Annotated in this window: 11 protein-coding genes; 3 read left to right on the forward strand and 8 right to left on the reverse strand. The window is 33.1% G+C overall.

Features of this window, described 5'->3' with window-relative positions:
• Nucleotides 1-71: 71 nt before the first annotated feature.
• The 7 genes from gyrB to GAPWK_RS01180 all read right to left on the reverse strand — a co-directional run bounded on the left by gyrB (nt 72) and on the right by GAPWK_RS01180 (nt 9,361).
• Nucleotides 72-2,483, reverse strand: coding sequence for a DNA topoisomerase (ATP-hydrolyzing) subunit B (gene gyrB / locus GAPWK_RS01150; protein ID WP_025314468.1), 2,412 nt, complete (start codon nt 2,481-2,483; stop codon nt 72-74).
• 42 nt (nt 2,484-2,525) lie between these two features.
• Entirely contained in the window at nt 2,526-3,599 is a 1,074-nt protein-coding gene (recF, locus tag GAPWK_RS01155; protein WP_038517000.1) for a DNA replication/repair protein RecF, read from the reverse strand.
• 49 nt (nt 3,600-3,648) lie between these two features.
• Nucleotides 3,649-4,752: a DNA polymerase III subunit beta gene (gene dnaN, locus GAPWK_RS01160; protein ID WP_025314469.1), complete on the reverse strand. Its 1,104-nt coding sequence runs from the start codon at nt 4,750-4,752 to the stop codon at nt 3,649-3,651.
• Nucleotides 4,753-4,768: 16 nt separating this feature from the next.
• Nucleotides 4,769-6,127, reverse strand: coding sequence for a chromosomal replication initiator protein DnaA (gene dnaA, locus GAPWK_RS01165; protein WP_025314470.1), 1,359 nt, complete (start codon nt 6,125-6,127; stop codon nt 4,769-4,771).
• 155 nt (nt 6,128-6,282) lie between these two features.
• Entirely contained in the window at nt 6,283-7,386 is a 1,104-nt protein-coding gene (gene ompA / locus GAPWK_RS01170) for a porin OmpA (RefSeq protein ID WP_025314471.1), read from the reverse strand.
• 191 nt (nt 7,387-7,577) lie between these two features.
• The gene (locus GAPWK_RS01175; protein ID WP_025314472.1) at nt 7,578-8,486 is read right to left on the reverse strand and encodes a recombination-associated protein RdgC; all 909 of its coding nucleotides are present in this window, start codon (nt 8,484-8,486) and stop codon (nt 7,578-7,580) included.
• 125 nt (nt 8,487-8,611) lie between these two features.
• On the reverse strand, nt 8,612-9,361 hold the full coding sequence (locus GAPWK_RS01180) for a MipA/OmpV family protein (protein WP_025314473.1): 750 nt from the start codon (nt 9,359-9,361) through the stop codon (nt 8,612-8,614).
• A 165-nt stretch (nt 9,362-9,526) separates the two neighbouring features.
• On the opposite strand from GAPWK_RS01180, the gene GAPWK_RS01185 reads away from it, so the two are divergent.
• From GAPWK_RS01185 to GAPWK_RS01195, 3 genes are all read left to right on the forward strand, one after another.
• Nucleotides 9,527-10,936: an aspartate aminotransferase family protein gene (locus GAPWK_RS01185; protein WP_086287696.1), complete on the forward strand. Its 1,410-nt coding sequence runs from the start codon at nt 9,527-9,529 to the stop codon at nt 10,934-10,936.
• Nucleotides 10,937-11,012: 76 nt separating this feature from the next.
• Complete coding sequence (locus GAPWK_RS01190; RefSeq protein WP_038517003.1) at nt 11,013-12,062, forward strand: GNAT family N-acetyltransferase; 1,050 nt, start codon at nt 11,013-11,015, stop codon at nt 12,060-12,062.
• The gene (locus tag GAPWK_RS01195; RefSeq protein ID WP_025314475.1) at nt 12,059-12,931 is read left to right on the forward strand and encodes an arginase family protein; all 873 of its coding nucleotides are present in this window, start codon (nt 12,059-12,061) and stop codon (nt 12,929-12,931) included. The genes GAPWK_RS01190 and GAPWK_RS01195 overlap by 4 nt, the downstream gene beginning before the upstream one ends.
• Before the next feature lie 79 nt (nt 12,932-13,010).
• Here GAPWK_RS01195 and GAPWK_RS01200 read toward each other — a convergent pair whose 3' ends face one another.
• Nucleotides 13,011-13,412, reverse strand: coding sequence for a DMT family transporter (locus GAPWK_RS01200; RefSeq protein ID WP_025314476.1), 402 nt, complete (start codon nt 13,410-13,412; stop codon nt 13,011-13,013).
• Nucleotide 13,413: the final 1 nt, after the last annotated feature.

The following is a 13,413-nucleotide window of genomic DNA, read 5'->3' on the forward strand; positions in this document are numbered from 1 at the left end:
TAATATTAATTGTTATAAAAAACCAGACAGTTGTCTGGTTTTTTTAGTTATTTTTTATTGAAAAAACAATTTTAAAAATCTAAATTAGCTGCCTTTAATGCATTTTCTTCAATAAACAATCGGCGAGGTTCAACTTCATCACCCATTAATGTGGTGAACAGTTGATCAGCCTCTATAGCATCTTTGATCGTCACTTGTAACATACGGCGACTAGTTGGATCCATGGTTGTTTCCCATAGTTGTTCAGGGTTCATTTCTCCAAGACCTTTATAGCGCTGAATAGTGAGTCCTCGACGAGATTCGCGAATTAGCCAATCAACGGCTTCTTCAAAAGAATTAACAGGCTGTTTACGTTCACCTCGTTGAATAAATGCACTTTCTTCAAGTAGATCTTTTAATTGCGATCCTAAGTGGCAGATATTGCGATATTCATTACTATGAATAAAGACTTGGTCTAATGCATAATTAGTATCAACGCCATGTGTTCTTACTTTTATAATTGGTACATATAATTGTGTTTTTTCATTAAAAGGGGCCGAATAACCATAGCTACTGCCATGTTGTTCTTTACTTGATAATTTTTCTACAATAGTTTTTGCCCAATTTTCCGCTTGTTGTTGGTTTTTTAGTATATTTTCATCTAATACTTGATGATAAACCATTTCAGAAAGCAGCGCTTTAGGATATCGTCGTTCCATTTTAGTAATTAACTTCTCGACTTTTTGATATTCAGCAATAAGCTTTTCCAATGCTTCTCCAGCTAAAGCTGGTGCATGATCATTAACATGTAATGATGCATCTTCAAGAGCTAAAGCGATTTGAAATTGAGTCATTGCATCATCATCTTTAATATATTGTTCTTGTTTGCCTTTTTTTACTTTATATAAAGGTGGTTGCGCAATGTAAACATAACCACGTTCAATAATTTCAGGCATTTGACGATAAAAGAACGTTAATAGTAAGGTACGAATGTGCGAACCATCGACGTCGGCATCGGTCATGATGATAATACTATGATAACGCATTTTATCAGGATTATATTCGTCACGACCAATTCCACAGCCTAGAGCAGTAATTAATGTTGCTACTTCTTGGGAAGACAACATTTTATCAAAACGCGCTTTTTCAACATTTAGAATTTTACCCTTAAGCGGTAAAATTGCTTGATTCTTACGGTTACGACCTTGTTTAGCCGAGCCACCAGCAGAATCCCCTTCCACTAAGTAGAGTTCAGAAAGGGCAGGATCTTTTTCTTGGCAATCAGCCAGTTTACCAGGTAATCCACCTAAATCTAAGGCGCCTTTACGACGAGTCATTTCACGTGCTTTACGCGCAGCTTCACGTGCTCTTGCTGCATCAATGATTTTACCAACAACAATTTTAGCATCTGATGGGTTTTCTAATAAGTATTCAGCCAACTTTTCACCCATTACAGATTCTACCGCTGATTTAACTTCTGACGAAACCAATTTATCTTTAGTTTGTGATGAAAATTTAGGATCTGGAACTTTTACTGATACCACTGCAATTAACCCTTCACGGGCATCATCGCCCGTCGCGCTGATTTTTGCTTTTTTACTGTATCCTTCCGCTTCCATATAATTGTTAAGCGTTCTAGTCATGGCACCTCGAAAACCAGCTAAGTGGGTACCCCCATCTCTTTGTGGAATATTATTAGTAAAACAATAGATATTTTCTTGATATCCATCGTTCCACTGTAATGCTATTTCAACACCAATACCGTCTTTTTCAGTACTAAAATAGAAAATTTTAGGATGAATAGGATTTTTATTTTTGTTTAAGTATTCGACAAATGCCTTAATCCCACCTTCATAATGATAATGTTCACTTTTACCAGTGCGTTCATCGAGTAGTCTTATCGATACACCAGAGTTTAAAAATGATAACTCTCGAAGACGTTTAGCTAAAATTTCGTAGATAAACTCAATATTGGTAAAAGTTTCAGGGCTTGGCCAAAAACGAACATAGGTACCTGATTCTGTAGTTTCACCAATAACTTTAAGTGGTTCTTGTGGTACACCAAGGTTATAAATTTGGCGATGAATCTTCCCATCGCGATAAATAATTAATTCTAATTTGTCTGATAAGGCATTAACAACCGAAACACCTACACCATGTAAACCACCAGAAACTTTATAAGAATTATCATCAAATTTACCACCAGCATGCAATACGGTCATGATAACTTCAGCTGCTGAAATCCCTTCTTCTTCATGGATACCTGTTGGAATACCTCGACCGTCATCTCGCACAGAAACAGAGTTATCAGGATGAATAGTCACCTCAATATGGTGGCAATAACCAGCTAATGCTTCGTCTATGGCATTATCGACTACTTCAAAAACCATATGGTGAAGCCCTGTTCCATCATCCGTATCACCAATATACATCCCTGGACGTTTTCGGACAGCATCAAGCCCTTTGAGTACTTTAATACTAGAAGAATCGTAAGAATTAGACATGAATTTCTCGACTTATTTGGTTGGTTATATCGTTCTGTATTTCTAGGAAATTATACCAGATTTTATGTGAAAAATCTTATCATTTTCATTGATCATATGGGTAATCTGATCTTGACTAACTGCGGTAATAAATACTTGCGAATTAGCTAATTTTAAACGCTTTGCCAGTAATTCTCGTTTGGTGTTATCCAATTCAGAAGCAAAATCATCAATCAAATAAACACAAGGTTGTGAGTTTTGTTTTGAATAGTACTCACCTTGAGAAAGGCGTAACGCGCACATTAATAATTTCAATTGACCTCGAGACAAAAGATCTTCAATAGGAATATTATCGACACGTAATCGAATATCTGCTTTATGAGGGCCAAGCGAAGTGTAATTAATGAATTTGTCTCTTTCATATTGTTTACGTAATATTTCGGAATATTCAATACTATGTTCCCAACCTTGATAAAATTGACAATTAATTTGATATTCAGGTAGAAAATCTTGGCAAGTATGAATAATCTCAGGGAAAATATTTTGAGAATAATTCGCTCTAATCTGGCTTATTTTTTCAGCGATAGGGGTAAGTTCTTTATCCCAAGGTAGTAACTGATTATAGTTATCACACTGTTTTAGTAAAGCATTACGTTGTTTTAATAAACGTTTTAAATTATTCCAAAGATGAACAAATTCGGGATAATGATGAAAGCAGCCCCAATCAATAAATGAACGTCGATATTTTGGACCTCCTGTCAGTAAATCAAAACCTTCAGGTGTAATTAATTGAATCGGCAATAGTTTAGCTAAATCTGTTAAACGGTAACCATCATCGCCATCTATTTTTATTTTATTATCATTATTACGATTTTTTGCTAGACCAATTGTTCGGGTTTGCTGATTGATTGATTTAATTTGGCTGAATAAAACTAATTCTGATTGTTCGTGTTGTATAATTCGATTAGATTGAATATGTCTAAATGCACGTCCATGTCCGAGCATATAAATGGCCTCAAGTAGACTAGTTTTACCACTGCCGTTATCACCTATAATATAATTGAAATGATGAGATAATGATAACTCAGCATAATTGATATTACGAAAATGATGAATTTTGATTTGTGAAATTGTCATATTAATGAATAAAGCTTCTGGTCATTACCAGAAGCTAAATGGGATTTGACTATAAACGCATTGGCATAACAACATAAGTGGCTGATTGATCATTAATGTCTTCAATCTGAACACTTGATGTCGCATCAGTTAATAAAAGCTGTACGCTATCACATTTTAATGTATTTAATATATCTAATAAATAGGTTACATTAAAGCCAATTTCAAGTTCTGCTGATTCATATTTAACATCAATCAATTCTTCAGCTTCTTCTTGTTCTGGATTATTTGCTGTGATTTTTATTTGATTGTTATGTACATACAATCTTATTCCGCGGAATTTCTCATTAGATAAAATTGCTACCCGAGATAATGCATTTCTTAATTCATCACATGATACTTCTAGAGGTTTATCCGGATTACGAGGTAGTACTCGCTTATAGTCTGGAAATCTTCCATCAATCAATTTTGATGTGAAAGTGAAATCACCAAGATTAACGCGTAAATTATTATTTCCAATTTGGATATTAATCGGCTCCTCATTATCACCTACAAGTTTAGCAAGTTCAATTACACCTTTTCTTGGAAGAATTACCGAACAAGCAGCAGAGATATTTTGTCCAACGGGTTGAGCACAAAATGCTAAGCGGTGACCATCAGTTGCAACCGATTTTAATAAACCATCCTCAATTTCAAATAACATACCATTTAAATAATATCTTACATCTTGATTAGCCATTGAGAATTGAACTGCATCAATAAGTCGTTTTATGGTTTTTTGTGGAACGGAAAGATCAATGTCACTTTGCCAATTTTCAAGATTAGGAAAATCGCTAGCAGGTAGTGTAGTTAAAGAAAATTTACTTCGACCAGACTGAATGATTAATCGATTATCGTCAACCGTTATTGAAATTTGAGCATTACTAGGCAAATTACGGCAAATATCGAGAAATTTTTTCGCGGGAACCGTTGTTGCACCAGGCTCATTTGCCTCGATCAAAGGTAAATGAGAAATCATTTCAATTTCGAGATCTGTACTTGTCATTGATAAAACATTATCACTTACTTGTAATAATAAATTACCTAAAATTGGTAGCGTCGGACGACTACTTAGTGGTGCGCTAACAAGTTGCAATGGTTTGATAAGTTTTTCGCGATCAATAATAAATTTCATAATGTTGATTCTTTTTCTAGGTTGATAATGTTCGAATTAAATTAGAATAATCTTCTTTAATATCATTGTTTTCTTCTTTTAATTCTGCAATTTTACGGCATGCATGTAATACTGTTGTGTGATCTCTTCCTCCAAATCCATCCCCAATTTCAGGAAGACTTTTGTTCGTTAACTCTTTCGCTAACGCCATGGCAACTTGACGAGGCCTTGCAACAGATCGTGAACGACGTTTTGATAACAAATCAGATACTTTGATCTTATAATATTCAGCAACTGTTTTTTGTATATTTTCAATAGTTACAAGTTTTTCTTGCAAAGCAAGTAAATCTTTTAGAGCATCTTTTACAAAATCAATAGTAATAGATTTACCAGTAAAATTAGCATTCGCAATAACGCGATTAAGCGCGCCTTCTAATTCACGTACATTGGAACGTAAACGTTTAGCAATAAAAAAAGCAACTTCTTCTAGTAGTTTAATATTATTTTCTTCTGCTTTCTTCATTAGTATTGCCACACGAGTTTCAAGTTCTGGCGGCTCTATTGCTATTGTTAATCCCCATCCAAAACGTGATTTTAAGCGATCTTCTACACCATTTATCTCTTTTGGATAGCGATCTGAGGTTAATATAATTTGTTGATTACCCTCTAATAGTGAATTAAAAGTATGAAAGAATTCTTCTTGAGAACGTTCTTTATTAGCAAAAAATTGTATGTCATCAATAAGCAATGCATCAACAGAACGATAATAGTTTTTAAACTCTTCAATCGCATTATTTTGCAAGGCTTTTACCATATCTTGTACAAAACGTTCTGAATGCATATAAACAACTTTTGCATTATCTTTTTCTTCTAGTATTTGATTACCAACAGCATGCAATAAATGAGTTTTACCTAATCCAGTTGAACCATATAAAAACAATGGGTTATAAGCCTTTCCTGGATTCTGTGCAACTTGCTTGGCAGCAGCAACAGCAAGTTGATTAGACTTACCTTCAACAAAGCTATTAAATGTGTGTTTATGATTAATACCAGAATGATAACTGTGATTATTATTAATTTCTTTAGTCATTTTCCAAGCAGGAACTAGTTCTGCTTTTGGTTGTTCATTTTTGACTTTTTTGTCTATCGAAAGGGTTGAACCAACTTCAAGATGCAATTTTAAAGAATCATTATTAAAATGCTTATTAAGTAATTGAGATATTGTTGTTAAATATTTATTTCTGACCCAATCTAAAACAAATCTATTAGGAGCATAAATATAGAGTTTGTTATCAACCATTTCCGCTTGCAATGGTCGAATCCATAAATTAAATTCAGTTGTCGGAAGCTCTTCTTGTAATTGAGAAAGACAATCTTGCCAAATAGCGGTAGGCACAGCAACTCCTTTAATTTTAATTATTAACAATGCTTTTGTAATTATAATCTTTTTTGTGGGTAATTTATAGATAGAAGCGACTATATAATTTAATGAATAAAAATTATATAGATAAAAAAACCCGGTTTAACCGGGTTTTTGAGTAAAAGTAATAATTAATGTGTTGTATCAATAACTTTAACTTCTTGAATGTTACGTGCTTTAACTTCAATTTCAACACGACGATCTGGTGCTAAACATGCTTTTAAGTTAGCGCCACGAAGTCCATCACATTTAGTACCTGTAACTGGTTGTGTTTTACCTACACCACGAGCACTGATTAAATCAGCTGGAACACCTTTTTCCACTAGGTATTTCATTACTGAATGTGCACGTTGTTCAGATAGTTTTTGATTATAAGTATCTGAACCGATACGGTCTGTATGACCAATTACAACGATAGCACTTTGAGTTGGATTAATTTTAACAAGAGATGTTAATAAATTGTCTAATGCTTGACGACCTTCAGCTTTTAAGTCAGATTTCGCATAAGCAAATAAAACATCTTCGTTTAATACATAACGGTTTTCTTGTGTTTTAACTTCAACTTCTGGTGGTGTTACAACTGGTGAACCTAAACGGTAAGTTATACCTAAAGTTAACAAACCTGCGTCTGGTGATGCTTTAGATTTAGTGTGAATATGTTGAACATATTGATATTCTAAACGGGTAGAAAAGTCTTCATCAAATCGATAATCAAGACCTAATGCATAAACAGGAGATAAATCAGTTTTTGTACCACCGTGTCCGTGTCTTTCTTTAACTAAACCACTATTTTTCCATTTAGCAATAGTTACCATTCCACCTGCACGACCATAAATATCAAGGTCATCAGAAATAAATGATATTGGATAACTTAATTTACCAGTTAAAGACACACCTTGTGCTGAAACTTTGCTGTGACCAATATTACGGCGTTTTCCTTGATAATTGTCAGTTTTACTATATTTAGCAGAACCTAACCAGTCATAGCCTAATTCAAATGCTAAATAAGGATTTGCTTGGAAACCAAGAAAAGCACCGCCGCCGATATTGCTACGATCAGAAGTGCTAACACCAACGTTAGAGTTTTCACGGATTTTATTTGCATCTAATCTGTAGAGTTCAGACCAACCTAATTTAGCACCTGTATAAAAAGTGTTATCTTCGTATGCTGCATTAGCTGCAGTAGCTGTTAAGCTTGCAACTGCGATTGCTAGAGCTAGAGTTGTTTTTTTCATTTTTTTGCCTCAACTTTAATGTTGTTATAGACGATGTTTAGTTTCCTTTTGTTTAAATTTCACTTTAAATAAAAGAATAATTACTTATTGTTGTATTAATTATGTTATACATAATCTTAATTGATTATAGCATATCTTATATGCAAATCTACATCTAATAATATCGCGTTCAAAAAATTTAAACAATGCTATCAAAATATTTTGTTAATCACCATAGAAAAACCATTTATTGTATTTGATAACACTTTTGACATAATAAGAAAGTCAGCTTCAAGTCGTTTATCGAATTCTTCTGAGCTTATATCTTCGTTTTCATCTAGTATAATAGAATCAAATTTAATTCGTTTAAAAGTTAGGTCAGAATTGATGATAAAGTTAACGCCCCTTTCATCGACAATTTTCATTTTAGTTATCCATTTTCCAGAATCAAAATGAACGCGCATTTCATCGCTTGTAATTTCTTGATTTTTACAGCTAATAATTCCGTTACCTTCAAGTGGATCTTTAAGTTCAGCTTGGTCGCCTAATATAAAAGGTGAAAAGTTAAGCTTTTCTTTAACCCATGTGGTCATAATCTGTTCAAACGGTTTATCAATTGATAGTGGTGTTAATGCTAACGCACCAAGTTCTTTACGTAATATTGCTAAAATATCTTCAGCTTGTTTAAAACTGCTACAATCAACAACAATCCGTTTATTTTCTGTATCAATCCAAATCCAATAATGATTATATTTACTAAAAGCCCTTGGCATTAAATCAATCATAACTTCATCTTTCAAGCTAGCTTTCTCGTTTTTTGTAAGTTTCCTACTTAGAGCTTGCTCTTGTTTATCAATTTTTTCTAATAAAGTTTGTTTAATGACCTGTGCTGGTAATATTTTGGTTTCTTTTTTCATACGTAATAATAAATGTCCTTGCATATCGACAATAAAATCATTTTGATTATTATCATGATAAGGTGAAACCCAACCCATTTTTGTGGTATCTAAGTTGCCACATGGTATAAACAAGTGAGATTTAATTGCTTTTTCAATAGCGTCTTTGTTGAGTAAAGTATCATTATTCAATTGGTAAATAATGGCATTTTTAAACCAGAGCATGTATTTATTGTTCCTAAAGTGTGTTTATGGTTATGATTTTAGCATGTTTAGTTTTTATTGACTGCCTATAAACTGTAAAACAGCTATAGTTTTATTATTGATCTGAACTTTGCCTATTTCTAAGGTTAGAATTTATAAGATATACCCATATAAATAGATGTTATTGTACTATTATCAACCATTGGACTGTTTGCTGCATCGCCAGTTAATTTATCAATATGTACACTACCAAATGTGGCAATATTATCAGTTAATAAATATTGTGCTCCTATTTCAGCGTAAGGCGTGAATGAACTGTCAGCATTAAAGTAATGTAAATTTGAACGGGAAGATTCTTTATGAGAAATACCATAATAATAATCGTTATGTCTGCTGTTTGCCCAGTTTATGCCTATGGTTGGAACAATTATTAAGCTACCTTGCATATAAGGAATACTATAATCAGTATTGGCTAATAAACTATTACTTTCATTTAATACATCAACCCCTATACTACTAGAAAAACTTCCAAAATTGGTATCAATAGAGTATTCAATTTCTGCTAATAAGGTTGAGTGGCGACTATCAAGAATTCTTAATTGATGATTATCAGAGTCATGTGGTTTAAATTCATTAGATAAGTAACGTGCTCCAATAGATAAACTTTGATTATTTGTATTATAAGCATAAATACCAGCAGATAAATCATCTATAAAAAATAGGCCATTATCATAATCAATATGGGGAACTGGATAAAATTTTGAACTATAGTTTTTGTAGGGAGAATTTCCCCAACCAATACCTAATCCGATAGATGTTGAGTTAGCGGATACTATAGGTATAGTTGATAAAGTAATTATTGATAAAATAGAAATTGCATAAAGTGTTTTTTTCATCTTTTTTATATCCATTTAAGTAATAATGCTATATCTAATAGAATATTATCCATCTGGATTCATGGTCACACAATCAATACATTAATTGTACATTGTAACAAATGAATTTCCTTAATAATAATGTCATATTTTATCATGTTTGAATATCGATTAGTGAGATAACTTATGAGTAAACCAAGTTTAGAAATGATTAATAGTCGTCCTGATGATGCAACATTATTAGCAGATGAAGCAAAATATTGTTCTTTCGGTGACACAGTACATTATGTTGAACCGCCAAAAATTTTTGATGGCTGTGAAGGTAGCTATATGTATGACAAAGAAGGCAAAGCTTTCCTTGACTTACAAATGTGGTATTCTGCATGTAATTTTGGTTATGCCAATGAACGTTTGAATAATGTCCTAAAAAAACAAATTGATACCTTGCCACAATGTGCAAGCCAATATTTACATCCAACCAAAATTGAATTGGCTAAAACGATTGCTCAAGGTATGGAAAAACGCTTTGGTTATGAAGGTCGAGTTCATTTTAATGTTGGTGGTTCTCAATGTATTGAAGACTCATTAAAATTGGTGCGTAATGCTTCGGGCGGTAAATCATTAATGTTTGCCTTCCAAGGTGGGTATCATGGTCGCACATTGGGTGCATCTTCAATCACATCAAGCTATCGTTATCGTCGTCGTTATGGCCATTTTGGTGATCGTGCGATGTTTGTACCGTTTCCATATCCTTTCCGTCGTCCAAAGGGAATGACCGCAGAAGAATATGGTGAACACTTAGTAGCTGAATTCGCACGCTTATTCGAAACAGAATACCACGGTGTTTGGGATCCAAAAGTTGGTCAAGCTGAATATGCAGCATTTTATGCTGAACCTTTACAAGCAACGGGTGGCTATATTGTTCCTCCACGTAATTACTTTAAAGGTCTTAAAAAAGTTTTAGACCAATATGGTATTTTATTAGTGGTTGATGAGATCCAAATGGGCTTCTATCGTACTGGTAAATTATGGTCAATAGAACATTTTGATGTTAAACCTGACGTAGTTGTGTTTGCGAAAGCATTAACTAATGGTCTTAATCCATTAGGTGGATTATGGGCACGTGAAGAATTAATTAATCCTCAAGTATTCCCTGTAGGCTCAACTCACTCTACTTTTGCTTCAAATCCTCTTGGTACAGCTGTTGGTCTTGAAGTGTTAAAAATGACCTCTGAAACAGATTATGAAAAGATGGTTATGGATAGTGGTGCTTATTTCCTTGAAGGTTTAAAAACTTTAGAGAAAAAACACAAAGAAATTGGTGAAGTTGATGGTTTAGGTTTAGCCCTTCGAGCAGAAATTTGTACTGAAGATGGCTTTACAGCAAATAAAGCATTAGTTGATAAGATGGTTGATATCGGTATGTCAGGTGATCTTGACTGGAAAGGGACCAAAATGGGCCTAGTGCTTGATATTGGTGGTTACTACAAAAATGTTATTACTTTTGCTCCATCATTACATATTTCTCGTCAAGAAATCGATCAAGGTATTGAATTACTTGATCAATTAATCACCCGCGCAAAGAAAGAACTTTAATAGTTTAACTTTATTCATTCCTCCTGCCAACTTTTGTTGGCAGGTTGCGTTTTACAGCCAATCATTTATTAGATTTATGAATTATATCAATCAGTTAGAAAAAAATGAATTAATAGACAGTTTTTTAACTTATCCGCCACAGAATTTTTCAGCTTGGTTAAGTGATGATGGTGTACCTATTTTTTCTGCCAAGTTTGATTTACTTACTACCGCAAGTGATGATTTTAAATATAAGATTCAAAAACTTCCTTTATATAAAAAATGGCAACACTGGTTACAGCCAAAAACATGTTTTGTTGGAACAACTGTCTCGGAATATGCATTATTAACCGATAAGATTGATGCAAATCAATTAGCTAAACATCTTAAAATAACTTATGCTAAACAATATCCTTTTATGATTGTTAAAGATCTTCCTTTAGAATCTCCGTTATTGAGTGAACACGATAATCACTATTCAAAGCAGCTTATTGCAGCATTGAAAGAACAAGGATATATTGAAGTTGAAGGACAAGCACTAGCTTGGTTACCTATTGATTTTATTGATATCAATGAAATTTTTTCTCGTTTTTCGTATAGTCGTCGCAAAAATTTTAGAAGAAAATTAAAATCACGGGAAAAATTAGATATTAATGTTTTGCATAGTGGGGATGAATGCTTTTTTAATCAAGCAGTTCAAGACGAATATTATCAACTTTATCTTAATGTTTATCAGCAAAGCGAAGTACATTTTGATTTATTAACTAAATCATTTTTTATTCAGTTGCTACAAAGCAAAGCAGCTAAAGCCCATATTTTTACTTATCACAATAATGGAGAATTTATTGGTTATAATATCTGCTTTGAAGTAAATAATATGCTGATAGATAAATATATTGGCATGGTTTATCCAAAAGCACGCGATCTAAATCTTTACTTTGTAAGCTGGTTTTTCAATCTTGAATATGCATTGCAACAAGGATTTAATTATTATATTGCAGGCTGGACAGATCCTGAAGTAAAAGCATCATTGGGTGCTAAATTCACATTTACTAAACATCTAGTGTATATTCGTAATCCAATATTACGTGTGATATTACGCAAATTGATCGGTCACTTTGAAAGTGACAAGGGGAGAGTATCATGACCTGTCCTATTATACTCAATTTCGATAGAAGTGTAGGTGAGATAAATAATGCTAAAACAATCGATGTGACTGAGTGGCAGGATGCCATTCGCTTTGGTTGTACTGAAAAAAAATTCTTTCACTTTGAAAAAGTGTTACAACAATCTCTACCAGAGAAATATGGAACGGTATTAATGGGAAGTGGTGATTTTCATCATGTTTCATTATTATTGATTGAACGTTTAGCTAAACAATATTCGGCTAGCAATCCTATCCAAGTTGTCGTTTTCGATAATCATCCTGATAATATGCGTTATTTATTCGGTATACATTGTGGCTCATGGATTAGTTATGTGGCAAATTTACCTTTTGTTAGCCATGTACATGTATTAGGTATTACATCTCAAGATATTGGTCTTTTCCATTTTTGGGAAAACAGATGGTCACCACTTTTCCATAAAAAACTAACTTATTGGAGCTTAGATGTTAATGTTGCTTGGGCAAAAAAAATTGGTTTAAGTCATGCTTTTCGCGATTTTGCTACACCAGCTGATCTCATTGCTAGCTTCCTTTCAGAACAATATCATAGTACACAGCCGATTTATTTATCAATTGATAAAGATGTATTGAGTGAGGAAGTCGTACATACCAATTGGGATCAAGGTAAATTACAAACTTATCATATCCTTGATACTATCACATCAATCAAACCACGGCTTATTGGTAGTGATATTACAGGCGAACTTTCTATATGGAGATCGTCAAATTGGTTCAAACGTTTTCTTAGTTCACTAGATAAACAACCAATGATATCATCTGATGATCTTTCCAATTGGCAGCAAGAGCAACATCAACTTAATCTAACGTTATTAAAAGCCCTTTCAGGATAAACTATTGTAAAAAAGTTTGAGGAAATATAGGTGTTTGAGTATAAAACTCAGACCTACTTTTCCAATATTCTAAACAAATCTAAGAATGTTGATTAGAAGAATTCTGTTTAGATAATTTGCTTTCCGCTAATGCTAAAAACAAAATACCAGAAACAATTAAAATTGTACCGATTAATTTAAACAACGTAATTGGTTCATTAAATAACCAAATTGATACAATCATTACTGTTACTAGTTCAAAGTGAGATGCGGCAAATGCTGGACCGACTGGTGCTTTTTTTAATAGCGTCATCCAAGTAAAAAAAGTAAAAATATATCCAGTAATTGAGATGTAAATCCAAGGGTTAGTAAAAACACGTACTAACCAATCAATACTCATTTCTAGAGGTTGTGCATGGATAGCTGTTAATTTAAAACTACATTGTGCAATAGTATCAAAAAAAAGTAATACTGAAAAACCAATAATATAGAATCTCGCCATA

Source organism: Gilliamella apicola (assembly GCF_000599985.1).
GTDB lineage: Bacteria > Pseudomonadota > Gammaproteobacteria > Enterobacterales > Orbaceae > Gilliamella > Gilliamella apicola.

Coding starts and splice junctions, on each gene's coding strand:
- GAPWK_RS01180 (WP_025314473.1), bottom strand. CDS start 9,361: ATGAAAAAAACACTTTATGCAATTTCTATTTTATCAATAATTACTTTA.
- GAPWK_RS01185 (WP_086287696.1), top strand. CDS start 9,527: ATGAGTAAACCAAGTTTAGAAATGATTAATAGTCGTCCTGATGATGCA.
- GAPWK_RS01200 (WP_025314476.1), bottom strand. CDS start 13,412: ATGGCGAGATTCTATATTATTGGTTTTTCAGTATTACTTTTTTTTGAT.
- GAPWK_RS01175 (WP_025314472.1), bottom strand. CDS start 8,486: ATGCTCTGGTTTAAAAATGCCATTATTTACCAATTGAATAATGATACT.
- dnaN (WP_025314469.1), bottom strand. CDS start 4,752: ATGAAATTTATTATTGATCGCGAAAAACTTATCAAACCATTGCAACTT.
- ompA (WP_025314471.1), bottom strand. CDS start 7,386: ATGAAAAAAACAACTCTAGCTCTAGCAATCGCAGTTGCAAGCTTAACA.
- gyrB (WP_025314468.1), bottom strand. CDS start 2,483: ATGTCTAATTCTTACGATTCTTCTAGTATTAAAGTACTCAAAGGGCTT.
- GAPWK_RS01190 (WP_038517003.1), top strand. CDS start 11,013: ATGAATTATATCAATCAGTTAGAAAAAAATGAATTAATAGACAGTTTT.
- GAPWK_RS01195 (WP_025314475.1), top strand. CDS start 12,059: ATGACCTGTCCTATTATACTCAATTTCGATAGAAGTGTAGGTGAGATA.
- recF (WP_038517000.1), bottom strand. CDS start 3,599: ATGACAATTTCACAAATCAAAATTCATCATTTTCGTAATATCAATTAT.